At 63.5% G+C, this 26,577-nt stretch carries 22 protein-coding genes; 13 read left to right on the top strand and 9 right to left on the bottom strand.

What is annotated here, in order from left to right:
• Positions 1-435: 435 nt before the first annotated feature.
• Together ACSE4D_RS12595 and ACSE4D_RS12600 are read right to left on the bottom strand one after the other, a co-directional pair.
• The gene (locus tag ACSE4D_RS12595; protein WP_436326035.1) at positions 436-2,367 is read right to left on the bottom strand and encodes a glycosyltransferase; all 1,932 of its coding nucleotides are present in this window, start codon (positions 2,365-2,367) and stop codon (positions 436-438) included.
• A gap of 68 nt (positions 2,368-2,435) precedes the next feature.
• On the bottom strand, positions 2,436-4,391 hold the full coding sequence (locus ACSE4D_RS12600; RefSeq protein WP_425120153.1) for a CDP-glycerol glycerophosphotransferase family protein: 1,956 nt from the start codon (positions 4,389-4,391) through the stop codon (positions 2,436-2,438).
• A gap of 176 nt (positions 4,392-4,567) precedes the next feature.
• On the opposite strand from ACSE4D_RS12600, the gene ACSE4D_RS12605 reads away from it, so the two are divergent.
• From ACSE4D_RS12605 to ACSE4D_RS12635, 7 genes are all read left to right on the top strand, one after another.
• Positions 4,568-5,644 carry a TetR family transcriptional regulator C-terminal domain-containing protein gene (locus ACSE4D_RS12605; protein WP_425120154.1) on the top strand — a complete coding sequence of 359 codons (1,077 nt, stop codon included), beginning with the start codon at positions 4,568-4,570 and terminating at the stop codon, positions 5,642-5,644.
• An 11-nt stretch (positions 5,645-5,655) separates the two neighbouring features.
• The gene (locus ACSE4D_RS12610) at positions 5,656-7,203 is read left to right on the top strand and encodes an ABC transporter substrate-binding protein (protein WP_135540437.1); all 1,548 of its coding nucleotides are present in this window, start codon (positions 5,656-5,658) and stop codon (positions 7,201-7,203) included.
• A 1-nt stretch (position 7,204) separates the two neighbouring features.
• A complete protein-coding gene (locus ACSE4D_RS12615) occupies positions 7,205-8,158 on the top strand; it encodes an ABC transporter permease (protein ID WP_426937201.1) in 954 nt (317 codons plus the stop codon).
• A complete protein-coding gene (locus ACSE4D_RS12620; RefSeq protein WP_436326036.1) occupies positions 8,155-9,072 on the top strand; it encodes an ABC transporter permease in 918 nt (305 codons plus the stop codon). Before ACSE4D_RS12615 ends, ACSE4D_RS12620 begins: the two co-directional genes overlap by 4 nt.
• Complete coding sequence (locus tag ACSE4D_RS12625) at positions 9,072-10,826, top strand: ABC transporter ATP-binding protein (RefSeq protein WP_436327136.1); 1,755 nt, start codon at positions 9,072-9,074, stop codon at positions 10,824-10,826. The genes ACSE4D_RS12620 and ACSE4D_RS12625 overlap by 1 nt, the downstream gene beginning before the upstream one ends.
• 176 nt (positions 10,827-11,002) lie before the next feature.
• Entirely contained in the window at positions 11,003-12,043 is a 1,041-nt protein-coding gene (locus tag ACSE4D_RS12630; RefSeq protein WP_436326037.1) for a Vms1/Ankzf1 family peptidyl-tRNA hydrolase, read from the top strand.
• A gap of 205 nt (positions 12,044-12,248) precedes the next feature.
• Complete coding sequence (locus ACSE4D_RS12635) at positions 12,249-13,811, top strand: SDR family oxidoreductase (RefSeq protein ID WP_436326038.1); 1,563 nt, start codon at positions 12,249-12,251, stop codon at positions 13,809-13,811.
• Positions 13,812-13,848: 37 nt separating this feature from the next.
• Here ACSE4D_RS12635 and ACSE4D_RS12640 read toward each other — a convergent pair whose 3' ends face one another.
• On the bottom strand, positions 13,849-14,610 hold the full coding sequence (locus tag ACSE4D_RS12640; protein ID WP_436326039.1) for a TetR/AcrR family transcriptional regulator: 762 nt from the start codon (positions 14,608-14,610) through the stop codon (positions 13,849-13,851).
• Positions 14,611-14,695: 85 nt separating this feature from the next.
• On the opposite strand from ACSE4D_RS12640, the gene ACSE4D_RS12645 reads away from it, so the two are divergent.
• The gene (locus tag ACSE4D_RS12645) at positions 14,696-15,919 is read left to right on the top strand and encodes a DUF418 domain-containing protein (protein WP_436326040.1); all 1,224 of its coding nucleotides are present in this window, start codon (positions 14,696-14,698) and stop codon (positions 15,917-15,919) included.
• On the opposite strand, the gene ACSE4D_RS12650 is transcribed toward ACSE4D_RS12645, so the two are convergent.
• The 6 genes from ACSE4D_RS12650 to ACSE4D_RS12675 form a co-directional block, all read right to left on the bottom strand.
• Complete coding sequence (locus tag ACSE4D_RS12650) at positions 15,846-17,324, bottom strand: cryptochrome/photolyase family protein (protein WP_436326041.1); 1,479 nt, start codon at positions 17,322-17,324, stop codon at positions 15,846-15,848. The two genes, ACSE4D_RS12645 and ACSE4D_RS12650, sit on opposite strands and share 74 nt — an antisense overlap.
• Positions 17,321-18,889, bottom strand: coding sequence for an FAD-dependent oxidoreductase (locus ACSE4D_RS12655; protein WP_436326042.1), 1,569 nt, complete (start codon positions 18,887-18,889; stop codon positions 17,321-17,323). The genes ACSE4D_RS12650 and ACSE4D_RS12655 overlap by 4 nt, the downstream gene beginning before the upstream one ends.
• Positions 18,886-19,209: a lycopene cyclase domain-containing protein gene (locus ACSE4D_RS12660; RefSeq protein ID WP_436326043.1), complete on the bottom strand. Its 324-nt coding sequence runs from the start codon at positions 19,207-19,209 to the stop codon at positions 18,886-18,888. Before ACSE4D_RS12660 ends, ACSE4D_RS12655 begins: the two co-directional genes overlap by 4 nt.
• On the bottom strand, positions 19,199-19,558 hold the full coding sequence (locus ACSE4D_RS12665) for a lycopene cyclase domain-containing protein (protein ID WP_436326044.1): 360 nt from the start codon (positions 19,556-19,558) through the stop codon (positions 19,199-19,201). The genes ACSE4D_RS12660 and ACSE4D_RS12665 overlap by 11 nt, the downstream gene beginning before the upstream one ends.
• Positions 19,555-20,667: a cytochrome P450 gene (locus tag ACSE4D_RS12670; protein WP_436326045.1), complete on the bottom strand. Its 1,113-nt coding sequence runs from the start codon at positions 20,665-20,667 to the stop codon at positions 19,555-19,557. Before ACSE4D_RS12670 ends, ACSE4D_RS12665 begins: the two co-directional genes overlap by 4 nt.
• A 134-nt stretch (positions 20,668-20,801) precedes the next feature.
• On the bottom strand, positions 20,802-21,380 hold the full coding sequence (locus ACSE4D_RS12675) for a MarR family winged helix-turn-helix transcriptional regulator (RefSeq protein WP_135540416.1): 579 nt from the start codon (positions 21,378-21,380) through the stop codon (positions 20,802-20,804).
• Positions 21,381-21,495: 115 nt separating this feature from the next.
• Between ACSE4D_RS12675 and ACSE4D_RS12680 the strand changes: the two genes are divergently transcribed.
• From ACSE4D_RS12680 to madM, 5 genes are all read left to right on the top strand, one after another.
• A complete protein-coding gene (locus ACSE4D_RS12680; protein ID WP_436326046.1) occupies positions 21,496-22,662 on the top strand; it encodes a polyprenyl synthetase family protein in 1,167 nt (388 codons plus the stop codon).
• Positions 22,659-23,648 (top strand): phytoene/squalene synthase family protein, encoded by a 990-nt coding sequence (locus ACSE4D_RS12685; protein WP_436326047.1) that lies wholly within the window; start codon positions 22,659-22,661, stop codon positions 23,646-23,648. Before ACSE4D_RS12680 ends, ACSE4D_RS12685 begins: the two co-directional genes overlap by 4 nt.
• Entirely contained in the window at positions 23,645-25,210 is a 1,566-nt protein-coding gene (gene crtI / locus ACSE4D_RS12690; RefSeq protein WP_436326048.1) for a phytoene desaturase family protein, read from the top strand. Before ACSE4D_RS12685 ends, crtI begins: the two co-directional genes overlap by 4 nt.
• Positions 25,211-25,383: 173 nt before the next feature.
• The gene (gene madL / locus ACSE4D_RS12695) at positions 25,384-25,779 is read left to right on the top strand and encodes a malonate transporter subunit MadL (RefSeq protein ID WP_135540409.1); all 396 of its coding nucleotides are present in this window, start codon (positions 25,384-25,386) and stop codon (positions 25,777-25,779) included.
• The gene (gene madM / locus ACSE4D_RS12700) at positions 25,776-26,540 is read left to right on the top strand and encodes a malonate transporter subunit MadM (protein WP_436326049.1); all 765 of its coding nucleotides are present in this window, start codon (positions 25,776-25,778) and stop codon (positions 26,538-26,540) included. The genes madL and madM overlap by 4 nt, the downstream gene beginning before the upstream one ends.
• Positions 26,541-26,577 lie beyond the last annotated feature (37 nt).

Consider the following 26,577-nt stretch of genomic DNA (forward strand, 5'->3'; position numbering starts at 1 on the left):
CGTAGACGATATATCCGGAAGTCGGCCATTTCGACGGCATGTTGTCAGCGTCATGCGATTTTGCTCCGACACTCTCCGGGGCACATCCGAACCCAGGTTCTGCTTCATTCCTGTCGTCTTCGATCGGTCGCAAAATTTCCTCGCGTTTTGAGTCTCAACTAGTGCTGGTCCGGTACAGATGTGTTCATTTCGGGAGCAAATGGACACAGATGTCAATCCGTATAACTCGCCAGTGAGTACGGAGGCGTCGATTGTTTCATACAGAAGTCGTTATCGCAACCTGTGCTTGTTCTGAGTCAGCCGCACAGCGCATGTCGATAGCATCGAACTCCGTCTGTATATTGGTATTATAGATCGACGAGCAGAGAATAGATTATAGACAAAGCTTGTGCTTTATGAATGGTTCGGTATTATGAAAGTTTAGGCGTAAAGTGGTCAGTCATCATGATTTGTTGCAGCGCGCAAGCTGAAATTACCCGGCTCTGTCCTATAGGCCTCTAGCCCTGACGGCAATCGCAACCCGGCAAAATCGATGTTGCTTGCTGGAATTCGATATTCACGCACCGATGTTCCATCGTTCATTCTCGTGAACGTATCGATTGTCTGCGGTGGTACGCGTTCCAAGAGTTCCAAAGGTATCTGGAAGCGCGCCACGATTGTTGACCGACGGCGAAACACTCCCCGCCTGTCGACGCGAAGCGTTCCGGGAACGCGTAAGCGCAAATTACTGTTCCTGCCACGAAAAGACATAAAGGCTTGTGTGGCTTCTATATCCTGTTTCCGGAGTCGGGAATCTGAAGTGAATCGGATGTCGATGGTCGATCGTCCATTCCAGGATGGGCCAGATAAAGGCTCCGCGAGGAGAGCTTCGGTCAGTTCGATGTGATGTGTAGACAGGACAGCACGACGATGTTCGGTCTTGTGTTGCCATATCGCATCGATTGCCTTGGCCCACTGGGCGGCAATGCTCGGCCCCTCAAACTCAGCAGCACGTTCCCGCGCAGCGGTTCGCATCACGCTCAGTTCAGCACGGTCCATCGTCCGCAGTCGCTCCACGTACCGGGCGATCCCGCGGATGTCGCCATAAGGAACCAGATAGCCATCGATTCCATGAGAGATGATCGAACCAGGACCGTACGGGACGTCATAAACAATCGGTATGCAGCCGCATGCCATGCTTTCGACGATTGATAGGCCGAACGCTTCCTGCCTGGTCGGCAGGATGGAGAAGGAGGCGCTTTTGAATTCCTGGTAGACGCTATCGGTGTACCCTGGGAACAATATTTGGTCGCCTATCCCCAGGTCTGCAACCCGTTGCTGTAGTCGATTCAAGTCAGAACCGGTTCCAAATACCGATAAAACCGTTGTATCCTCTGACTCAGCGTTTGCGTTGGCCAATTGGATTGCGCTGATGGCGTGGTCAATATTCTTCTCTTTAACGATTCGACTGACCACAATGCCGGAAGTGATGCGATGTTCGTCGTCTTCGGGAGTTCCTTCTGCCGGGTCGACGATATTACCGATAGTCCAAAAATTGCTTGAATCACCGATTAATTCTGCCGCGGCATCTGCAAGGCTCTGCGATGGGAAGACGTTGGCATCGAATACGTCAGCTCGTTCCAGCGACTCCACGTGTCGTTGCGACAGCACCCCGAACCCGACGTCGTCGACGGATTCTGCGTGATTGCTGTGAAAGTATTTTATTAAAGCACTCTTCGGGGAAATGTATCCGAGTTTGGATATTGAATTTGCAATGACAGGGCTGTCGACAACTATTGCGGAGCGTCCCCTCCCGAGCACTTTCACCAGCAGCCATGCGAACATGTCTGGCATGGTTTGCCAGGTTTTGAGAATTTCTTGATTAGGTCCTAAAAGTGCTATCTTTCGGCGAGACTTCGGGCCCGACTTCTTGACGTCACTGACGAATCTTGTGCCGTCTTCACGTAGGTAGTCGACCGCCTCGATTGTGGAAGTGCCAGGACGGAATCGCTTTATCCGGCGTAACCCACTATCCATCACGCTCACTTCCTCTGAGTCCGTCTGACGTTGACGGAGTGGCTTTTTGCGTTCCCAGTCAGGGAACAGATCCGCTGGTGGTGTACGTACTGCATCCGACAGAATTTCCCACATGTTCGTAACTCGGATTTGCGTTGCCAGTCGTCCAGATTCCCGCAGGCGTTTTTCGATCGCGACCATGCCTGGTTGGAACGTATACGTAAGAAGATCTATTGGCATCTCATAGTGCACTGCGAACGCCTTCGCGCGCCTCAGCATTGCCTGCATTCCTCCGCCAGCTTGGTTGCTAAGGCTCGGCCGAATTAAGTAGTGATGCTCCGGTATGAAATGCACGGTTTCTAAATCATCCATTAGTCCTCGATTTTAGTGACGGAATTAAACGGAGGTTCTGGATTGTGATCAGTGAAAAGATTGTCTGGTCAGCGTTGATTCCGTCCGATTATTGAGCGCAGCTTGCGATAGGAGCGAGCGGCAACCGTTCGACGTTGGGTCCCCTCTGGTAGCAGCCGATCGGTGATTCGGTCCACAGCGTGTGCCATGGTAGGAAGGGCAATCTTGGCATCCGCTGGAGGTGTCCATTTATCTGCCGTTGTTGTTGTGTGTTGGCCGGCCATCGAGGCAATCGCTAGTTCGTCGATCGACAGGTCAGCGGCGAGGAACACTCGGTCAAAGTGGGCATTGTCCAGGCGGCGGCGGTATTCCCGTTGGAAAATCTGCTTGACGGTGTTGTCCTTCTCCACTCGCAGCTGCGTTTTGTCGAAGTCAAGATAATATCCACTTGCGAATTCGTTGTAGGAGTCCAGTTCCTCCGGCAGGATCAGAGGTGGTTCGGTCTCGTAAGAGTAAGTTGATAGCGCATCCCCGAATTGTTTAATTTTTCTCAGGATGGTTTTCTCGATGGGTGCTTTTCGGTCGATTACGAGCACTGTCTGCTCCGAGGGGGACGCCGCTGACTTCAGCAGCGACCTTAGGAAGTTGTCTGCGCGAGGACCAGGGAGCAGTTCACCGGCCCAGAACGCGGCCGTCTGCCGACCGTCACGCGCCGTGCGAGTGGGACGGTCGTTTGCTTCGTCTTTGATCAGGAAGTCGGCCGCTCGCTTCGAAGAAAGCCCGTCTTCGGACGGGCAGAATCGCGCTCGCGCTTTCCTGTAGCTGTCGCCTTGTACGGGATTGGCGATTGCATTGGCGTAAGTGTCGAAGTCCTTCAGTTCCGATGCAGCAGTGGTTACTGCCTCCGCAAGCTGACTGCGGGTCAATGCGACAGCACCGGGCAATTCCTTGGTCTCCAGGTTGATACCGCGATTTTTGGCATAATCGTCGAGGTCATAAAGATAATGCACTACCGGCAGGCCCGTAGGTAAAAAGTCGAAGAAGATGCTCGAGAAATCCGTGACGAGAATGTCGACAACGGTGAGGAGATCATTGGAGCTGATGTCATGCGGAGGAATGATGATGTCGCCTATTTCGTCACCGACTGAGGCATCTTTGATCATGCGGTCCATACGGTGATGTCCCCGATACATGAGTTGAACGTCTAGCTCGGCAAGCGTCCGAAGGTCGGCTATGAGTTGGTCGCTATCGACGACGTCTTTACCGCTTTCAGAGCGCCAAGTAGGCGCGTAAAGCACAACTGGTCTATGGTCACTGGGTGTTTGAGCTGGTTGTAAGCCCAGAGTGTTGCGTATCTCCTCGCGAGTGCCCGGGCTTGGAGATATGGTTCGGTCGACTCGGGGGTAGCCGAGTTCCGCGATAACGGCGTTCGACACTCCTGACATCGAATACGCCGAAATCGTCTTCTCCGTCGTGAACTCGCACGGGGTGAGGACGTGAGTTGCTTTTGTGAAAGTAGCGGTGCTGGCTGGGGCTCCGAACTTTGCCTTCGGCGTGCTTCTACCCAGGGCTTTGTACGGGATGCCGTGCCAAGTATTCATGTATTTCTGGGCCGGACGACGCGTGAAGAATCCCGGGAGATTCGCGTTGCAGACAATATAACCAGCAATGGCGAGGAAATAAGTGTAGGAGCGAGTGTTCTGTCGAGCGAAGACGACGTCAGGGGTATTCCGGTACTGCTCGGGAATCGCTGTCAGAGAGTCGACTGACCATACATGTAGGAATTCGCCGTACTCTGGGTGCGAGCGCAGGTGCTGAAAGATTCCGTATGGGTTGTCTCCCATCCGTGCGCCGGACATCGTTTCATAGAAGATGACCGTCTTATTGACGGGATTGGCGGCGCTATCTCGAATGTACTGATTGCGTACTGATTCGGCCTTCGCATTCTTGCCAAGAGGTTTCGACCAGAAGGCATCCGTCTCTGCTTCATCGACGAGTTTCGCGTCGGGCAATGCCCCGTGAAGAAGAGAATTGTTGCTTGCCATCAGGAGAGATCCTTTCGCCGGTCGAATCCTCCCGAGTATATCTGACTGGTCTTGTGAACCGGCCGAGTCGGGAGGCCGGGTCTGCTGGCCGAACGAGCAGTGTCGAGCGGTAACGGAAACCTATCAATACTCAAGTTTTTCTTGCCAAAATCGCAACTCTTGTGCAGACTGTACGGGTGGTTACGGAAAGCAAAGGTGCTGGCAGCACGCAGACGTCTCTGGTCGCCCGTGTCCGCGACGCCATCAAAAACGCGGGAATCAACCACAGCGAAGTCGCCCGAAGGATCGGGCTCGACGCCAGCAAACTCTCGAAATCCCTGGCCGGAACACGGAAGTTTCGGGTCGAAGAGATCTCACGCATCGCCGAACTCACCGAGGTCAGCACCGATTGGATCACAACCGGGAGAACGGCGGGGCCGCCTCGACGAGGGAGGACCCCAACCGCCCCCGGGAACGTTCACATCGGATCGGCTCCCATCGAAGCATCAACCGATGGCACAGATATCCCGACGGTCCCCGGGCAGACCGACAATGGCCACACACCCGCAGTCGACCCCACTCAGGAATGGATGTCCAAAGGCACACGCAACCGGGTGAGGATCATCGCCGCGGCCTGGGAACTCTACGCCGACCTCGGCATCGACAAAGTCCGCACCGAGGACGTCGCCCGCACAGCGGGCCTGACCACCTCGGCGGTGAACTACCACTTCCGGACGAAAGACCAACTGCTGCAGGCGGCCCTGCGCTACTCCCTGGACATCATCGCCGAAACCCGCCAGCTCAACGACGGCGCCGACCCGCTTGCCGTGCTCCGTCATTTCGCCCGCCTCCACGCCGGAGTCGACGCGAAGATCCGACGGGTGTGGTCGATCTGGCTCCAATGTTGGGCTCGTGCCGTCACCGATGAGAACGCTCGTGCGAACCTCACCGCCGTCTACGGCGAGTGGTTGGACATGATCACCACCGTCATCGACAGCGGACAGCGCTCAGGAGTGATCCGCACCGGCGACACGTCGCTCATGGTCAAGTCGCTGTCGATCTTCATCGACGGACTCGGCGTAGCCCGCAGTACCGAACATATGCCCATCACCGACGATGAGGCCCTGATGATGCTCGAACACTACCTCTCCGCCCATATCCTCACCGACACCGCCTCCGATGGGGCTGCCCGCAACGCCGCAGCCACCGACGACACCCGAAACCCGCAGTCAGAGCGGGTCGCCACGGCCGGCCGACCCGAACCGACGTCCTAGGAAGAAGGCACATGAATACACCGAACCGAAGACAAGCGCTGGGAGCCGGACTCGCTGTGTCCGCGCTCGCCGGACTGAGCGCCTGTGGCGGCGGAACTGTCGGCGCTGCGGATGCCGGCAAGCCCGTCAAAGGCGGCACCCTGAGAGTGGGGATCACCGGCGGCAACTCCGCCGACACCATCGACGCGCACATCCCCGTCAACAACGGCGACGTCTGCCGATCCGTCAACCTCTACAACGCCCTCTACGGCTGGGACGACGACTCCCAGGTCGTGCCGCTGCTGGCCGAGTCGTTCGAGGCCAACGACGACTCCACCGTGTGGACGTGCACACTCAAGGAGGGCATCAAGTTCTCCGACGGCAAGCCGATCACCCCCGAGGATGTCGTCTTCAGCTTCAAGAGGATCACCGATCCGGACGACCCGAAGACCGCGGCGGCGAACTTCACGATGCTCGACAAGGTGGTGCCCACGGGGGAGCGGACGCTGGAGTTCCGCCTGAGCGAACCCAACGGCCTGTTCAATGATGCCGTGGCCGAATACACCGCCGGCATCGTCCCCGTCGACTACGACCCGGAGAACCCGGTGTGCTCCGGGCCGTTCAAACTCAAATCGTTCACCGCCGCCCAATCGACGGTGCTTGTCCCCAACGAGTATTACTTCGACTACGACAAGACGTACCTCGACGAGGTTGAGCTGCTGAACTTCAACGATGACGACGCACTCATCAACGCCCTCCTATCGACCCAGGTCGACGCGATCGCCGGCATCCCGCTGGCCCTCGTCGAAGTCATCGGTGCCGATGAGCGCATGTCCATCCTCAACTCGAAGACCGGCATGTGGCTGCCCTTCACCATGCGGGTGGACAAGAAGCCCTTCGACGATGTCAAGGTCCGACAGGCCTTCCGCCTCGTCGTCGATCGCCCGCAGATGATCGAACAGGTGCTCTCCGGCTACGGAACCATCGGCAACGACATGTTCGGCCCGCTGAGTGAGAACTACCCGAAGTTCCCGCAGCGCAAACGAGACATCGACAAAGCGAAGAAGCTCCTCGCCGAGGCGGGCTATCCCGACGGGCTCGAGGTCGAGCTCGTCACCGCCCCCATCCAATCCGGAGCGGTCGAGGCCGCGCAGGTCTTCGCCCAACAGGCCGCAGACGCCGGCATCACCGTGAAGATCCGCAAGGTCGATGCGACGACCTTCTTCGGCGACGAATACCTCAAATGGGACTTCGCTCAGGACTTCTGGTACACCCGCGACTTCATGCCGCAGGTCATCTCCTGCGCCCTGAGCGAGTCCCCGTTCAATGAAACCCACTGGGACGATGCGAAGTTCAACAAGGTCTTCGACAAAGCCCGCGCCATCCCCGATGCCGGGGAGCGGCGAGACTACGAACACGAACTGCAGAAGATGCTCTACGACGAAGGCGGGTACATCGTGTGGGGCTTCGCCAACCAGGTCGACGCCTTCCAGAAGTACGTGGGAGGACTCGTCCCCAACTCGACGGGACGGCCCCTGAGCGGTTGGAGATTCGACCGCGTGTGGATCGGAGAGGTGTGACATGTTCGGAAAAGTGATCGGCAAGCGGCTTCTCTTCTCCGCTTTCATTCTCATCGCAGTCTCCCTGCTCGTCTTCGGCGCGACCCTGCTGCTGCCCGGCGACGCGGCCCGAGCCATCCTCGGCCAGCAGGCCACCCCCGAGCGCATCGCAGCACTCAACGAACAGCTGGGACTCAACGATCCCGCATGGCTGAGGTACTTCCACTGGCTGGGCGGACTCTTCGTCGGAGACTTCGGAACCTCCTCGGCGACCGGCGGATCGGTCTCCGCGCTGCTCGGCGATCGGGTCTGGGCGTCCTTCGTCCTCATGGGGCTGGCCGCGATCGTCTCCGTGCCGTTGGGCATCGGACTCGGCGTCTACCAGGCCCTGCACCGCGGCGGTCGCCGCGACCAGGCGATGACCGGTGCCTCCCTCGTATTCGCCGCCATGCCCGAGTTCGTCATCGGCATCGGCCTCATCGCGATCTTCGCCACCTCGGTGTTCCAGATCCTGCCGGCCGTGACCCTGGCCCCGCCGGGAGAACCGGTGTGGAACCGCCCCGAGCAGCTCATCCTGCCGACGGTGACGCTCATCCTCGTCGTCACCCCCTACATCGTGCGGATGATGCGGGCGACGATGATCGAGGTCCTCGACTCCGGTTTCGTCGAGATGGCCCGGCTCAAAGGCGTCCCGGAGAAGCGGGTGATCCTGCGCCACGCCGTGCCCCACGCGCTGGGTCCCGTCGCCCAGGTCGTGGCGATCCAGCTGGCCTGGCTGGCCGGCGGCGTGGTCGTCGTCGAGTTCCTCTTCCGCTACCCGGGGCTCGGCCAAGCACTCATCGACGGCGTGACCTACCGAGACGTGCAGGTCGTCCAGGCGATCTCCATGCTCGTCGCCGCCGTCTACGTCGTGGTGAACCTGGCGGCCGATGTCGTCGGCATCCTCACCAACCCGAAACTGAGGAGCGCAGCATGAGCACCGATGCGAACAGTCTCGACGACCTCAAGTCCGCGGCCGCCGACGCCGCCGAGGTTCCCAAGGAATCCCAGACTACCTACGTCCCCTTCTACAAACGCGTGCTGGCGCAGAAGCAGGGCAAGATCGGCCTGACGATCACCCTCGTCATCGTCGTCCTCAGCCTGTGCGGGCCGCTGCTGCTGCCCTGGGCGACGGGCAACACCGCCACCGAGTTCGTTACGAAGCCCTTCAGCCCCTACGGTCTGTTCGGTTCGGACAACCTCGGCCGTGATGTGCTCTCACGCTTCCTCGCCGGCGGTCTGACCCTCATCGTCTACGGAGTCCTCGCCACCGTCCTCGGCATGGTCGTCGGTGCGATCATCGGCATGCTCGCCGCCTATGTCGGTGGCAGGTTCGATGCCGTGATCATGCGTCTCAACGATGTCATCCTCGCCATCCCGCAGCTCGTGTTCGCCCTCTTGGCGATCACGGTGCTCGGTCCGCAGGGTTGGGTGCTCGTGACCGTCATCGGTCTCACCCACGCCCCGCGCATCGCCCGTGTGGCGAGGTCCGCGACCCTGGGCGTCATCACCGAGGACTACATCAAGGCCGCGGAGATGTATGCGATGCCCCGGTGGAAGGTGCTCATCCGTGAGCTGCTGCCCAACATCACCGGGCCCTTGAGCGTTGAGGCCGGGCTGCGCCTGACCTATTCGATCGGCTATATCGCCTCCCTGTCGTTCCTCGGACTCGGCCTGCAGCCGCCGGCCGCCGACTGGGGGCTGATGATCAACGAGAACCGGATCGCCCTGTCCATCCAACCCTGGGGTGTGCTGCTGCCGGTCATCGCGATCGCTCTGCTGACCATCGGCACCAACCTGCTCGCGGACTCCTTCGCCCGAGCCACCGCATCGACATCCGTGGAGGCATGATGAGCCCGAAGACACAGACCGTTCGCCACGACGATGCGAACGAACCGAACGAGAAGATCGTCCTGCGGGTGACCGACCTCAAGGTGGTCACGAACGCCGGCGATGAGATCCTCCACGGCGTCGACTTCGCCCTGTCCCGAGGTGAGATCCTCGGCCTCGTCGGCGAGTCCGGATCCGGTAAGACCACGGCCGGGCTCGCCTGCATGGGCCACTTCCGTGAGGGACTGAAATTCGGGTCCGGGTCCGTGAGCATCTGGCCGCGCGGTGACGCCACCGCTGTAGAGGTCCTCGACCTCAGCGAGGTGGCCGTGCGTGATCTGCGCGGATCCCGGATCGCCTACATCCCCCAGGACCCGGCACTCTCACTCAACCCGGCGATGCGGGTGGGCGAGCAGATCCGCGAGGTCCTCGACATCCACGGCTTCGGGTCCTCGGATCGTGAGAGAACCGACCGCGTCGCCGAGGTGCTCGTCGACGTCGGGCTGCCCGGCGACAAGGCGTACCAGAAGAGGTGGCCGCACCAACTCTCCGGCGGTCAGCAGCAGCGGATCGGCATCGCCATGGCCTTCGCCATGTATCCCGATGTGCTCATCCTCGACGAGCCGACCACCGGCCTCGACGTGTCCACGCAGTCGGTCGTCCTCGACACGATTCGACAGATGACGGTGGCGAACAATGTCGCCGGTCTCTACATCACCCACGACCTCGCGGTCATCAAGGACATCTCCGACCGGGTGGCCGTGATGCTGCGCGGCGACCTCGTCGAAGAAGGGCCCGTGTCCGCGGTCCTCGATCACCCACAGCATGAGTACACGCAGATGCTCATGTCCGCGGTGCCCGACCTCGACGGTCGGAAGACCATCGGCGACGGTGCCGCCGAGGCGAAGAACCCGTCCGAGGACGATGACCAGACGCACATTCTCGTCTCAACGGGGGAGAAGCCCAGCCCCGGGGGCACGGATTCGGAGGGATCCGAATCGGGCGGTGGGGCCGCCTCGGCGACAGCACCCCTGCTCGAGGTCAGGGACATCGCGCTCGCCTACGGGAAGGCGCAGATCCTCAACGGGATCAACCTGACGCTGGAGCCGGGGGAGTGCACGATGCTGCTCGGCGAATCCGGGTCGGGCAAGACCACGCTGTCACAGTGCGTGGCCGGGCTCAACGACGACTACACGGGGTCGGTGAAGCTGCGAGGCACGGAGCTGGAACGGTCGACGCGCAAACGCTCGAACGAGCAGCGTGTGGGCATCCAGTACGTTTTCCAGTCGCCGTTCTCCTCGCTCAACCCGCGGCGCTCGATCGGGCAGTCGCTGACGGTGCCGTTGGAGATGAGCGGTGAGGGCACCGCGGCGAGTCGGAAGGCCGTCGTCGAGGAAGCACTCGATTCGGTGCGGTTGGGCCGGTCGTTCTACCACCGTCGTCCCGGTGACCTCTCCGGCGGTGAGCGTCAGCGGGCCGCCATCGCCCGTGCCCTGGTCAACGCACCGTCGGTGATGGTCTGTGATGAGATCACCTCGGCACTCGATGTCAGCGTGCAGGCGTCGATCGTCGCACTGTTGCGGACCCTGCGGGAAGAGCGGCAGCTGGCGATGCTCTTCGTCACCCACAACATCGCGCTGTCGAGGCACATCGCCGACAACCTCGCGGTGCTCAATAAGGGCAAGATCGTCGACTACGGGCCGACGGTACAGGTGCTCGAGAACCCAACGCATGAGTACACGCGGGCGCTGATCGCCGACGTGCCGAAGTTCTAGTCAGCGTCGGAGCCTGCATCCTCGTCGGCATCCGCATCGTCGGAGGTCTCGTCGGTTTGTCAAGACCGTTTACAGATGTGAGTTGACGATGCGAGGCTGGGAAGACCGCTCACAGCGTGGCGGGACCCATGAGAGGTTTCGCGGGCGGTTCCACCGATGTTGAGGAGGAAAGAGCGATGAACAGCAGTCAGCTGCGCAAGGTCTACGAACAGGGTGGCCCCTATGCCACCGTCTACCTCGAGGGCCGTGCTCCCTCAGCCGACGCCGACACGCAGATCCGCCTGCGCTGGTCGGAGCTGAGAGAGCGGCTGACCTCTGCCGGGGCAGGGGAGCCACTCCTCGAATCCATCGATGCGATCACCCTCGTCGACGAGCCCACCGAGGTGCACACAGACGGTCGGACCATCGTGGCGAACCCACAGGGAATCCTGCTCGACGAGCATTGGGACGCGGCACTGGGAGAGGGCGACGCAGCGCACTACGGAGACGTGCCCGAGCTCGGAGCCTACCTTCGCCAGGAGTGCCGACAGTTCGATGTCGTTCTCGTCATTGCCGGACAGGACGGAGCGACCGTCCGCGAGCTCAGCGTGACCCCGGATCGCGAACGCCGCGAGACCGATGGTGTCCACGTGACCAGCGACAACGACGAGGACATCAACAAACCCCGCCGGGGCGCGTACTCACACAACCAGATCCGGCGCCGTGTCGACGAGATCATCAAAGCGAACGCACGCAGCGTGTCCGACTTCGTCGATCGGCTCGTCACGGAGAATGCGCCCGATGTCGTCGTGCTGGCGGGAGAAGTGCAGGGCAGGACGGCCGTGAAATCCGAACTCTCGGTCCGGTCCGAGGAGCTGCTGCACGAGATCTCGGAGGGCGGCGACGATGATGAGGGTGCCGAAGAAGCGATCGATGTGGCGGTGCGAACGCTCGTGACCAAGCTCGCCGAGGAGCGCGAGGCTGAGAACTCCGAACGGCTGTCCGAGAGCAAGGCTCATGACCGTGCGGTCGAAGGGCGAGCCGAAGTCGAGAAGGCAGTCGCGCGCGGAGCGGTGGCGACTCTGCTGATCGATGACGCCGATGCGGCAGAAGGGGAAGCGGGAATCATCGCCGACGCGATTCAGTCCTCGGCGGAGATCGGACTCAGTCATGATCCGATGGCCGACGGCATTGCCGCAATCCTCCGATATGACGTCGCCTCCGCCCTGGCAGACTGAACCGGTGCTCGACGCCTTCGTGGCGTGCGCACTGAGCCCAATGGTCTAGGGGGGATAGGTCCGTTCGAACACTTCGCTCGGACGGACCTTTTCATGACCACGCCCCACCTTTCGGTATCCAGGCGTAGATTGTATCCCGATAGTTAATAAACTGTGTAGAGTTGGTCGGTGACAGCCGATCTCGGCAGGCCGGAAGGACCCCCTGATGAACCGACCGACAGCGAACCGTTCGACACCGAAGCGCTCGAAGGCGCCCGACGGCGAGGTCATCCGGAAGAGCCGCACTCCGCGCCGTGTTCTCGTGCTCGGGGCGACCGGATACATCGGCGGTCGGCTGGCACCCCGTCTGCTGCAGGCCGGCCACGAGGTCCGGGTCGGGGTGCGACGACCGGCGAAGCTCGAGCAGGTTCCCTGGGCCGGTGAGGTCGACGTGAGAACTGTCGACCTCGACACCGGTCGCGGTCTGAGTGAGAGCCTCAACGGCATCGACACCGCCTATTATCTTGTGCACTCCATGGGCTCCGGTGGGGATTTCGAGGCACACGAAGCCGACGCAGCCAAGCGCTTCGTCCGTGCAGCCGCGTCCGCCGGCGTGCGTCGCATCGTCTACCTCGGAGGACTCCACCCGGAGGAGCGAGAGCTGTCGAAGCACATGCGATCGCGGGCGAACGTCGGTCGTATCCTGCTCGACTCCGAAGTCGACGCAATCGTCTTCAACGCCGGAATCATCATCGGCTCCGGCTCCGCCTCGTTCGAGATGATCCGCCATCTCGCGCTGACCCTCAGATGGATGCCGGCACCGGATTGGGTGGCCAACCGCGTCGAGCCGCTGTCGGTGCGCGATGCCCTCCACTATCTGGTCTCCGCAGCCGACGTGGACGAACCGGTCAACCGGTCCTTCGATATCGGGTCGCGCCAGATTCTCACCTATGCCGAAGTGATGCGGACCTTCGCGAAGGTGGCGGGGCTGAAACCGCGCCATGTGATCGCGCTGCCTCTCCCCGCCCCGACCCTGTCGGGCATCTGGGTCGGTCTGGTCACTCCGCTGCCGTTCAGCCTCACACTTCCGCTCGTCCAGTCATTGCAGGAGGACGCGGTGGCCTCATCGCACGAGGTCGACGACGTCATTCCTCCGCCGGAGACCGGGCTCATCGGGTTCGACGACGCCGTCCGACTCGCACTGCGTCGCGAAGTCGAAGGTGCAGTGGACACGAATTGGGTCGCCGATGCCGGAGAGCTCGACGAGGCGGCCCAACCGCTGCCCAACGACCCGGAGTGGGCGGGCCGGCGCGTCTTCACCGATGAACGGTCGACGGTGATCCCCGGTGTGACGGCCGCCGAGGTATGGCCCGTGATCGAGGGCATCGGCGGGCCCAACGGATGGTATTCCTGGCCCTGGGCCTGGAAGGTTCGCGGAGTGTGGGACAAAGCCGTCGGGGGCGCCGGCCTCAATCGGGGCCGGCGGGTGCCCGACACGCTGCGCATCGGCGACCCCGTCGACTGGTGGAGGGTCGAAGGGCTGGAGCGGAATTCTCGCCTGCTGCTGCGTGCCGAGATGAAGGTCTCCGGTCACGCCTGGCTCGAATTCACACTGACGGAGTCGGCCGAGGGCTGTGAATATCACCAGAAGGCGACCTTCATTCCCACCGGAGCGCGGGGTCACATCTATTGGGCCCTCGTCGCCCCCTTCCATCGGTTCATCTTTCCCGCCATGGTGAAGAACATCGCCGCCGAGGCGGCCGGTGAGGACGGCGCCAGAGTGAAGTAGCCGACTCAGCCGGATGTCGACGCCTTCCCGGCCCGGGTCACTCGGGTGCTGCCGCCGTGATCTGCGCTGAGAGGCCGTCGAGGATGAGCTCGAGGCCATCGGAGAAGTCGGTGTCCTGTTCGTTTTCGCTGCTGTCAGTGTCCTCGCTGCCGAATGCCTCGGCAGACAGCACCTCGGCGAGGTGCGGAAACCTCTCTGGGGAGATGACCTGGGCAAGAGCCGTGCCGTACTCGCGTTCGCTCTCAGATTTCGCCTGTCCGTCTTCTCGCCCTTCTTCGAGCTCTGTCTGAAGCAGAGCTGATTGGCGGACGAAGCCGCTGAGCAGGGTGAGTGCCGAGAGTCTCTCTTTCGCGGTCAGTGCCGTGGGGGAGAGCTCTGCGAGGCCCTGTTCGAGCCAGGCGACCTGGTTCGGCCCCGAGGGGGCGCGGTAGATCGGAACTCGGGGGAGCCAGGGGCGTTCCTGATACAGCGTCCACAGATCGCGTGCCCATGTTCGCAGCCCCTCGCGCCAATCGCCCTCGGCCGAGCCTGGGTCGGGCGGTCGGCTGGCCGCATCCATCATGAGCTGGAGCAGTTCGTGCTTGGAGCCGATGTGTCGGTACAACGACATGGCAGTCACGTTCAGCTCCAGGGCGACCTTGGGCAGCGTCGCCGCCTCAAGACCGCCGGCATCGGCGAGGCGGACGGCGGTGCTCACGACGGTATCCACGTCGAGGGTCGATTTCCGTCCTCGCTGCTGTGGGGCCTCCGGAAGTCTCCAGAGCCGTCTGAAGAAATCCGGAACTGCGTTATCGGTCATGCGCCCTCCACTTCCACCAGCATGGATATCATTCTACAAGGCCATATAGTTTAAGACGTATAGTTTCTATGATATTGTCATCCTCATGACTCAGAGAACAGCTTCACAGCAGCCCGTGCAGGCCGGGCGAGTGCATGATGTGGACGCCCTCAGGGGATTCGCCCTGTTGGGGATCTTCGTCGTCAACATCACGTTCATGGCTTCTGCCTATCCCGGCAACCTCGTCGATGATCCGAACTTCTCCGCACCGATCGACGCTGTCGTCCGGTTCCTTGTGGCGGCGCTGTTTTCGATGAAGTTCTACCTGCTCTTCTCTTTCCTCTTCGGCTACAGCTTCGTGCTGCAGATGGACGCCGCGGGCAGGGCGGGTGCTGCGTTCGTGCCGCGGATGCTGCGTCGGTCATTGGGGCTCTTCATCCTCGGCGCAGGGCACATCGTGCTGCTCTACAGCGGAGACGTCCTCACCACGTATGCGGTGATCTGCCTGGTGCTCCTGGGGATGCATCACGTCCGTGATCGGACGGCGCTGCTGACGAGTGGGATCATCTACGCGTTTGTGACGCTGTCGCTCGTCATCAGTGCCGCGTTCCTCGACCGCTCGATGTTCATGCCCAGCCATGACGAGGCACTCTCTCAAGCCGCTGCGCAGACCCAGACCATGCTCGGGGGCCCGATCGACATCCTCGGCCACCATCTGGCCGGGCTGGACCTGCTGGTCATTCAGGCAGCGTCCCTGCAGGGGCCAACCGCTCTGGCGATGTTCCTCATCGGAATGATCGCCGCACGGCGCCGGCTGTTCTCGAACCTGGGGGAGAAGTCGAGTCTCCTGCGGCGGATCCAGGTGATCGGCTTCGCGGTGGGTCTGCCCGGTGGAGTGCTTTTCGCGTGGCTCGGAGGCGACACCAACACCTGGGCCACTGCGGTGAGCGTCGTGACGGCCCCGTTCCTCAGCGCCGCATACGTGGCAACACTCGTTCGACTCCTGCACGTTCCGTGGGGCGGCCGGCTGCGCAGAGTCCTCGAACCGGTCGGGCGCATCGCCTTGACGAACTATCTCGGCCAGTCGGTGGCAGGGCTCATCCTGTTCTCCGGGATCGGCATCGGTCTGGCCGGCCGAGCCTCACCGCCGGTGCTCCTCGTGCTGGCCGTTGTGATCTTTGCGGTCCAGGCTGCCGTGAGTGCCTGGTGGCTGCGGTCGCACCGCTACGGGCCGGCCGAATATCTGCTGCGGCTGTTCACCAATTGGAGCCGGCCGACTCGTTCTTCATCCGGTCATAAGCAGCCAGCGCGGCCTGACGCGAGGTTCTGAGATCGACGATCGGCTCGTCATCCCCGCCTGAACGTTCTGCCTGGGTGAGGCCGCCCGGTCCGCGGCCCAACCACCTGTCGACGTATTCTCGATCCGGATCGAAGCGCTCGCACTGACGTTCGGGGTTGAAGATCCGGAAATACGGGGCCGCATCGGCTCCGCACCCGGCCACCCATTGCCACGACACCGGATTGTTGGCTTCATCGGCGTCGACGAGGGTGTCCCAGAACCACTGTTCTCCGTGCCACCAGTGGATGAGCAGATTCTTCGTGAGAAAGCTCGCTGCGACCATCCGCACCCGATTGTGCATCCACCCGGTCTGCCACAGCTGAGCCATGCCGGCATCGACGAGCGCTATCCCAGTCGTGCCGTCCTGCCAATGCCCCAGCGCCTCGGGGTCATCCTCATAGGGGAAGTGCGCGAACCCCGGCCGCATCGGCTCGGTCTCGACGCGCGGCAGGTGGTAGGCCAAGTGCCAGGAGAACTCACGCCAATAGAGCTGCCTGATCCACGCGTGCCTGTCGTCCTCGCTCACCTCCGGCACATCCCAGGCCGATCTCAGCAGCTGTCGCGGAGAGAGTTCGCCGAAACGCAGTCGCGGTGACAGACCCGAGGTGCTGTCGGGATCGGCAGGGACATCATGAGCTTCGGCGTAGTCGTCGATGCCCTCGCTCAGACTGCGAAGTCGTCGGGCTGCTTCCCGACACCCCGGCGACCAATGCTCGGCCACGGTCGTCGCCCACCATTGCGGAGTCCGGGCCGAGGCGAAGTCTCCGGAGCCCGTACCGGTTCCGTCGAGGAGGCCGAGGCCGTCGAGGTCGCTCGCCCAGGGGTGCGCGCCCACCGATCTCAGCCGAGCCTCGGGCAGAGCCTTCTGCTGTCGAGGCGGTGGGAGAACGTCTCCGACCGTGCGATCGCGCACGGCCGTGAAGAAGGGGGTGAAGACCTTGTAGAAGTCGCCTCCCTGCGGACTGACAGTCCACGGTTCGACGAGCAGCGCACCGGAATGGGAGTGCGCCGCGCACCCGGCTTCGTTGAGCTGCGCTTTGATCTGCGCGTCGAGGCGGCGGGAGGCGGGCGCATAGCGGCGTGACCAGCGGACGGCATCGACCTCCAGGTCCGCGGCGACCTGAGGGATGATGTCGGCCGCGGAGCCTGCGGCGAAGAGCAGCGGGATCCCGAGCTGTGCGAGCTCGGCTTCAAGGACGCGCAGGGACTCGTGCGCCCACCAGCGTGCGGCCCCACCCAGCGGACGGGGCCCCAGTCCGTTGTCATCGCGGCGCTCTCTGATCCAGATGCCGATCACCTGCCCGTCGGCGCATGCCGCTGTCAGAGCTTCGTGATCGTCAACGCGCAGATCGTCCCGGAACCAGACAAGGGTGAGGGGTTCAGGGCCTTCGCTCATCGACCGCTTCCTTTCATGTCCCGCAGGCGACCGAGGGCACCGCGTCGCAGCAGACCCTGCGGCGGCGGTGACCAGATCGGGGTGCCTTCGATCCGCCAGGTGCCCAGCAGTTCGTTGGCCGCGAGGTAGCCGGTGGTCGCCGCGCGCTCCATGAGTGCCACGGGCAGCTCGCACCGAATGTGGTCACCGGCCAGGACCAGGCCGGGCAGGGGTGTCGAGACTCCCGGCCGGTCGCTCCAGGGCCGGGTGTCGGTGAGCCCGCAATCGGACTCGACGAGCAGTTCGCGGTGGAGGATCGCACTCTGCCGCGTCTCCGGATAGACCTCGTACAGATCCGCCAGCAGCCGCTCCACCAGCTCATCGTCGGGCGGAAGGTCGGCCAGGGCATACGCGTGGAGTTCGACCACGGATCCTGCATGGTCTTCCGCCCACCGGCGGGCACCGAATTCGAAGCGTTCGAGCACGGAGATGTTGTCGAGCAGATCGAAGCCGCTCGTGCCCAGGAACGCGGGACGATCGGGGGAGACCGCCTCGGCGAACCAGAGCCTGAGCACCGCAAACGGTGGGGCGTTGCGCTGCCCGCCGACTCGGGCGAACCAGTCCGGCATCCCGTTCTCCCGGGCTCCGACACCGTGCGGGCCGGTCACGGCACCGTCGGTCTGTGACTCTGCCGTGGCGCTGAGGCGCCGAGTCCCGGCAGGATCGGCGGCGAGGACGAGGGCATCGGATTCGACGACGCCGGCCGAGGTCTCAACGCTCCAGCCGTGAGGAGAGCGGGCGATCGTCTCGGCCGCTGTTCGGGTCTCGATCCGCACGCCCAGATCCTGCAGATACCGCCCCAGCGGTGCCCACAGGGCAGTGTCGTAATCATCATCGGGAACGTCGAAGAGCAGACCTTCGGCCGAACCGGCGAAGTAGGTGTGGAACATGGCGACGAGCTCACCGGCGGAGAAGTCCTCAGGGTCGGCGAAGAACGAGCGGGCGAAAACCTCGAGCGCGAGGTGCCGGGCCTGGTCGGGGAAGCGGAGGCGATCGAGGAACGCCGCCGCGGATTCTCCGTCATAACGGGAGAAGGATGTCGGAAAGTCGACGTCGATGAGATCCACGGCTGCGGCGAGGTCGACCTGGGCCAGGCCCCGCAGGGGAAAGGTGGGGCTGGTGAGCACGAAGCCGAGGAGATTGAACGGGGGAGTCCGGGGGATCGAGGCGAAGGAGTCGGTGGGGCCGCCTCGGCGGGTGAGCGGGTAGTCGGGGATCGGTCGAAGACGATCGAGGCCGGGGTCGGCGCGGCTGAGCAGGTCGCGCAGGTTGTAGTACTGCCGGAAGAACGCGTGGAATCCCCGGCTCATCGTCCGATCGTCGTCCACTGGCCAGGCGCTGACACGTCCGCCGAGGCGGGGCCCGGATTCGAGAATCGTGACCTCGGCTCCGCGTTCGGCCAGAATCGTCGCGGCCGAGAGGCCGGCGATGCCGGCCCCGATGACCGTCACGGTCTTCGGGCGAAGGAGCCGGAGACGTCCGGGGGCGGCGGGAAGGCGGCGAGCATGGGGATCGCGCGGGCTCACTGCGCCTCCTCGCTGCGACGGTTGAGATTCCACTGCCAGAGCATGAGCACCGCTGTGATCATGGCGAAGCCGAAACCGAAGTCCTCGATGGGGATGTCGAAGGGGAAGCGGATGCCGAGGAACATGTCCGGGTTGTAGACGACGATCGGGTCGGACAGCTTCGTCAGCCATCCGTCGACGAGGCATTGGAAGCCCAGGCAGATGATCAGCGCGGCCCAGTACTTCGCGCGGCGGAAGATCCCGCTGCGGAAGACGAAGAGTTCGAGTCCGACGACCACGAGCATGCCGATCACGGTCATCACGGTGTACTCAGCGATCATCGGATCTCGCCTTCTTCCGACGGGCGAGGCGGCGTTCGGCCCATCCGATGGTGGTGCCGACGGCTTCGTAGCTCAGCAGCGCGCAGACCGGGATGACGAGGAAGAAGACGAGCTCTTCGAGCGGCAGGGATCCGAGGTCGATCCCGGTGACGAACCGCGGATTGTAGGTCCAGTGATCGCGGGCGATGGCGATGATGTCCCAGGCGGAGAAGACGATGACGACCGGGAGCAGGGCCGTGAGCAGAAGCGGCCAGCGACGGTAGACCCGAGCCGAGAACACGAGTTCGAGAGGCAGCGTGATGAGCAGGCAGGCGGCCATGAGGCCGAGGTAGTCCCAGTGGCCGATCATGGATTCCTCTGCGGCGTGCGGGCGGGGCGAGCAGGCACGAAGAATCCGAGGTCGATGTTGCGGATCCGGTAGCTCTCGATGAGATCGTCCCATGCGATCGTGGGTTCGGTCAGCAGACGCGGGCCGCTGGCGAGGAGCCTGTGGAGAAGCGCATCGGTTTCGAACAGTGCCAGCGGCTTTCCGGGGCAGCTGTGGGCGCCGTCGCTGAAACTCAGCCCCGCGGCAGGGGCCGCGCCGCCTTGACCCGGGCAGATCGCCTCGGCGTCGTCTCCGTACACCTCGGCGTCGACGTTGGCCGCGCGGACGCAGACGTCGATGAGGTCGCCTGCGGGGATGGTGGTTCCACCGGCGTCGCTGAGGTCGATGGCCGATGTGGCGCGTCGATAGAGGTGGCCGACGACGGGTTCGACACGGATGATCTCTTCGAGGAGGGCCAGTCGACGGGGCTGTTCGGCGGCGAGATACTCGCGTCTGAGCTGCTCGTCATCGAGCAGATGCCAGCAGGCCATCGCAATGAATTCGCGGGTCGTGACCATTCCCGCGGTGCCATAGGTGATGCACTCGACGAGGATGTCGCCGGTGCTGTACCCGGAATCGAGCAGATGCGAGATGACATCGCCGCGGTGGTCGCGTCTGTGGGCGCGGATGGCCGGGCGGACATCGTGGGCGAAGAACCGCAGGATGGGAACGATGCCGTTGACCGCGGCCTGCACCCACTGGCGTGTCGTCCTCCCCCAATCCGCTTTGGCGAGATCGACCGGCGGCTGGCGGAAGAAGGCGGCCAGCCGTGCGGCCATGCCGGCGGTATCGGACTCGGTGAGGCCGACCACCCGTGATGTCACGTCGACCGTGAAGTGCAGGGCCGCCTCGTCGAGTCGGCACCGCCCGGTGACCGCCGCTTCGTCGACGATCGTCTGCGCGGCGGCGGCGATGTGCTCGCCGTAGCGGTCGGCGATCACGGCAGGTGCGAAGAACCGGGCGACCTCCCGACGCTGCCGGTCGTGAGCTGCGCCGTCGGAGATGAGGATCGGATGGGCGCGGAAGAGTCCGCGGGGGATCTTCTCCGCGGTGAAGCCCGCCTGCGTCGACTGGCCCCGGGCTCGGAGCACCGCTCGAGCCGGTTGGAAGGCGCGAACCCTCCAAATCCCTTCCTCGGCCTCGACGGCGGGGGCGCTTCTCTCGCCGTTGCGCCGGGCTTTGCGCCCGCCTTTTGGGTGGCCGCGGCTGACTGCGGGACTCGAGATCACGTTTGGGTCGCCCAATCGGCGTTGCGCAGGGACAACTCGTCCGTCATCCCGTCGAGGAAGCGGATGACGGCATCGCGTTCGCTGCTGCTGAGCTGGGCGGCGGCGTAGATTCGCCTGGCCTGGGCGCGCCCGACGGTCTCGCGTGCCGAGCGGGCCGTCTGCTCGGTGACCTCGATGGCATAGGCGCGCCGGTCGCTGGGATGCAGCTTGCGGATCACGTGGCCCTCCCGCTCGAGACGATTGATCAGCTTCGTCACCGAGGCGGCCGACATCGCCATGTGGATGGACAGCATCTTCGGGGTCACCACAGCGTTCTGACGCTTGGCGGCGATGAGGTAGTGCAGCGCACGCATGTCCGGCTCGCTGAGCTTCATGAACTTGCGTGAGGCATCGGAGAGGGTGCGCTCGGCTTCGCGCAGTCGGGCGAGTGAGTTCATGAGCCGAGCAATCTGCTCGCGGTCCGTGCTCGACAGGTCGGATGAGTCGATGAGGTCGCCGGGAAAGCTGTGCTCTGAGCCGGTGTACATGTTCTCTGTGATCGGGTCGTGAGCGCCCGGGGCCTCCGATGACTCCATGGTGTCATCTTACTGACTTTCACCCCTTGATCGTAGAAGAATAACCTTCGGCAGATAATATCTTTGAGTGTAGTATATCGAGTACGTTATCAACACTCGAGCGAAGGACTCAACGATGACCATTGCCCAGGGCATCGCGTTCGGCCCCTCCGTCACAGCCGAAATCGAGTCCGAGGTCCGACGTGTGCTCGACAGTCGAACGGATCGGGTGGGCGCACTGGGGCCCACGGCGGCCCAGGCGTGGGACCTCGCTTCGCGGTGCCTGCTCGGCGGCAAACTGCTGCGACCGCGCCTTCTCATCGGAGCCTTCGACGCACTCTGCGCCTGTCCTTATCCGGAACTGCCTGCCGACCCTGGCCCTTCGCCGTCGGTGTCTGCTCTGCAGAGCCGTCCCGAGGCCAGAGACCAGGCGGTGCGCATCGCGGCCGGTATCGAGCTGCTGCACTTCGCCTTCCTCCTCCATGACGATGTCATCGACGGTGACCTCATGCGGCGGGGTCGTCCGAATTTCATCGGCCTCCTGCTCGAGGAGTGGCAGGCGGGCAGCGGTGCCGGCGGGGCCGAGCAGGCGACCGTCGCCTCGCCGCTGCATGCGGCGCGCAGCACCGCGATGCTGGTCGGAGACCTTCTGCTGTCGGCTGCCCACCAGATCTTCTTCAGCGCAGCGCTGCCGAGCGATTCGCATTCCCGGCTTCTCGAACAGCTCGATCGGGCGGTGATGGAATCGGTCTCGGGGGAGCTGACCGACGTGGCACTCGGCGCCGGCCGCGTCCGTTCGGGCCTGGCCGAAGTCGTGGAGATGAGCCGTCAGAAGACCGCGACGTACTCCTTCGAGCTGCCTCTGCACTCGGCAGCGATCCTCTCCGGGGCGTCACCCGAGACCGAGGCGATCCTCGGCAGGGCGGGTGCTCTGCTGGGCCTGGCGTACCAACTCCAGGACGATCTGCTCTCGACCTTCGGCAGGTCCGACGAACATGGCAAGGACGCCTATTCGGACCTGCGTGAGGGCAAGGAGACGGCGATCATCGCCCTCGCACGGCGCACCTCAGTCTGGCCGCTCATCGAACCGCACTTCGGTGCCGGGGACCTCAGCTCGCAGGAGGGTGCGACAGTGAGGTCGCTGCTGTCCGACTGCGGGGCAGAAGGCGAGATCCGGGCGCTCATCGACGAGCTCTCCGCGAATGCGCGAGAACTCGTTGCGGCCGAATCGATGCTCATCGGGCCGGATATGGCAAGGCTCCTCGACGAACTCATCGAGGCGCTCGATGGGAGGCGATCATGAAACGAGACGTTGATCGGTTGGGGCCCCTCGGACGCTATTCGTTCGTGTCGAATCGGATCTCGAAGTCGGTCATCGGTGCATATTCGACGTCGTTCGGTCTCGCTGCGCGACTGCTCGGCCCTCGCCACCGGGATCATGTGCGCAACATCTACGCTCTGGTCCGGGTCGCAGACGAACTCGTCGACGGAGTCGCGACCGAAGCGGGCCTCGCCCCCGAACAGCAGCGTCGGATGCTCGATCAGCTCGAATCCGAGACCGAAAGCGGCATGAGGCTCGGCTACAGCAGCAACCCCATCATCCACGCTTTCGCCCGCACCGCCCGCGAGGCCGGAATCGGAGTCGAACTGACCCGACCGTTCTTCGCCTCCATGCGCACGGACCTGCAGACGACCCCGCCGGGACCCCCGACGACCCCGCCGGGACAGCAGACGACCCCGTCAGGACAGCAGACGACCTCGTCAGGACAGCCGACCGCAGCCCCCGAAGCGCAGCTGCGCTTCGACCGCAGGGAACACGCCGAATACGTCTACGGGTCCGCTGAAGTCGTCGGTCTCATGTGCCTGCGGATCTTCGTGCGCAACGAGGAATGCACCCGCAGCGAGGAGCGACTGCTGGAACACGGTGCCCGCAGCCTCGGCGCAGCATTCCAGAACGTCAACTTCCTGCGCGACCTCGGTGACGACACTCAGCGCCTGGGCCGCAGCTACCTCAGCGAGAACGGGACGGTGGACGCTCGGACACAGGCGGAGTGGATCACCGCCATCCGCGCACAGATCGAAGCTGCGGACAGGACGATCCCGCTCCTGCCCAGCGATGCCCGCGTGGCCGTCCTCTGCGCCCTGCGGCTGTTCTCCGCGCTTGCCGACAGATTGTCCGTGGTGCCGGCCGAAGAGCTCCCCCGACGGCGGATCACCGTGGCGGGTCCACGCAAGGCGGCGCTTGTCCTCCGCGCCGTCTGCGAGGTGCGGATGGGACAGCTGCGATGAGTCGGGCAATCGTCATCGGCGGCGGAATCGCCGGGCTCGCGACCGCTGCGCTGTTGGCCCGCGACGGTCACGAGGTGACCTTGATCGAACGCAACCCCCACCTCGGCGGGAGGGCGGGCAACATCGAGGAGCAGGGCTTCCGATTCGACACCGGACCGTCCTGGCTGCTCATGCGCGACGTCTACGACCATTTCTTCGAACTGCTCGGCACGAGCACGAACGAACAATTGGATCTGCGGCTGCTGGACCCCGGGTATCAGGTCTTCTCGGAACCGGACGGGGCCTCCGGTCCGCACAGCATCACTGTGCCCCACGGGGTCGATGCGGTCGCTGAACTGTTCGAGAGCATCGAACCCGGCGGAGGTGCCGCGGTGCGGAAGTATCTGAGATCCGCGGGCCTGACGGCAGACGTCGCCCGCAACCGGTTTCTCTACAACCCCTTCACCCGCCTGGCCTCCGCATTCGGCAGGGACGTTCTCCGTTCCTTCCCGCTGCTCCTCCGGCTGCTGTCGAGTTCTTTGGAGAAGTTCGTCGATCAGCGGTTCACGCACCCGGTTCTGCGCCGAATCCTTGCCTATCCTGCGGTGTTCCTCGGCACCGACCCCCAACGGGCTCCTGCGATCTACCACCTGCTCAGCGCCTTCGATCTGGACCAGGGAGTGTTCTATCCGATGGGCGGGTTCTGGGCTGTCGTCGAACGACTGGAGGCGCTGGTCCGCAGCGCCGGCGTCAGGGTCATCACCTCGGCCGAGGTCACCGAGGTGGTCACCGAAGAGGGTGGGAGACGGGTGACCGCCCGCGGGGTGCGATGGACCGATACTGATGGCAAGTCACGTGTCGATCATGCCGACCTCGTCGTCTCCGCAGCCGACCTGCACCATACGGAGACCGAGCTGCTTCCGCCGAGGGCGCGCAGCTACCCCGAATCATGGTGGTCGAGAATCGACAGCGGGCCTGGAGCGATCATCGCTCTGCTCGGCATCGAGGGAAGCTTGCCCGAACTCGGACATCACTCGCTGTTCTTCGTCGAGGAATGGGAGGAGAATCTGCAGGCGATCTTCGGCGCCGACACGACAATTCCCGCCCCGGCCTCGTTCTATCTGTGCAAACCCAGTGCCACCGACCCCGCGGTGGCGCCGGACGGCTGCGAGAATCTCTTCGTTCTCATTCCCGTCCCGCCGGATGTGGAGATCGGTGCCGGCGGATCGGACGGGGGCGGTGCTCCCGCAGTCGAAGCAGCCGTCGATTCGGCGGTCGAGCGAATCAGCGTCTGGGCAGGCATCGACGATCTGCGCAGTCGGATCAGAGTGCGCAAGACCATCGGCCCGGCCGACTTCGCTCGGGACTTCCACTCCTGGAAGGGCGGAATGCTCGGGCCCTCGCACACACTGCGCCAGAGCGCTTTCCTGCGGGCGCAGAATCAGTCACCGCGCGTGGACGGACTCTACTTCGCCGGGGCAGGGACCGCACCCGGGATCGGCGTGCCGATGTGCCTCATCAGCGCCGAACTCGTCGCCAAGCGCATCCGCGGGGACCACTCGGCGGGGCCGACACCGGTCTGAAGCCGGTCGAATCCTGCCGGCTGCCGGCGTCAGTCGCCGCTCGAGCCGGCGTCAATTGCTGGTCGAGTGAACCTGCTCCGAACGAGTGAGCAAGACGTCTTGCCGTCGGCTAAGCTGTCCGAGGCTCGCGTCTTGCCGAGCCATACTCAACCTTCGACAGAGAGGTCATTTCTGTGATCATTCTGGGTGTCGCCCTGCTCTCTGGCAGCCTGCTCATCGGCACTTTCATCGGAAATCTTGTGGGCAGTCTGCTCGGCGTCGACGCGAATGTCGGCGGCGTGGGCATCGCCATGATCCTGCTCATACTCTCCACCAACCTGCTGGCACGGTCTGGGCGACTCAGACCCGAGACATCGGCGGGGATCTCGTTCTGGTCGGGAATGTACATCCCGATCGTCGTGGCAATGGCCGCCACGCAGAACGTCGTCGGTGCTGTCACAGCCGGCCCTGTCGCCGTCGTCGCCGGAGTGGCGGCCGTGGCCGTGAGCTTCCTGCTTGTGCCTGTGCTCGCCCGGGTCAAGACCCCAGGAATCGACGAGCCCGTCGAAGTCTTCGCAGAGGAGGCATGATGGACGCGCTCGTCTCGACCCTGCAAGACAATGACCTCGTCGTCGCATTCGCCCTGGTGGGCCTCGTCACCGCAATTGCGATGCTCATTTCGAAGGTCCTCACCAGAGGGAAGTTCCAAGCCTCGGCGATCGCCATCATCCTCGGGCTCGTCCTCGCCTATATCGGCGGAGTCGCCACAGGCGGCGAGGACGGGCTAGCCGACCTGTCCCTCTTCTCCGGAATCGGGCTCATGGGCGGAGGGATGCTGGTCAACCTGGCCATCGTGGCCACCGGATTCGGCGCCAGCTTCGAAGAGATGAAGAAGTCCGGCCTCGGAGGAATCATCTCTCTGGTCCTGGGAGTGGTGCTGTCCTTCGCCATCGGGGTGGTCATCGCCTTGATGTTCGGCTACAGCGATCCGGTCGATCTGGCCACGATCGGTGCCGGCACGGCAACCTACATCGTCGGGCCGGTCACCGGAGCCGCCTTGGGCGCGAGCAGCGGAATCATCGCCCTGAGCGTCGGGGCCGGCCTGGTGAAGTCGGTCCTGACAATGGTGCTGACTCCATTCGTGGCCAAATACATCGGTCTGAACAATCCGCGTTCGGCCATCGTCTTCGGAGGGCTGCTCGGGACCACGAGCGGAGTGACAGCCGGTCTCGCTGCCACGGACAAGCGGCTGGTGCCCTACGGGGCGATGACCTCGACGTTCTACACCGGACTTGGGCTGCTGCTGGCTCCGTCGGTGCTCTTCTTCGCCGTCCGCACGATCTTCGGCTGAGCGGTGGCGCCGTGTGCGGAAAGGCACCGAGTGCAGG

The sequence above is a fragment of the Brevibacterium sp. FAM 27836 genome, from assembly GCF_051351055.1.
GTDB lineage: Bacteria > Actinomycetota > Actinomycetes > Actinomycetales > Brevibacteriaceae > Brevibacterium.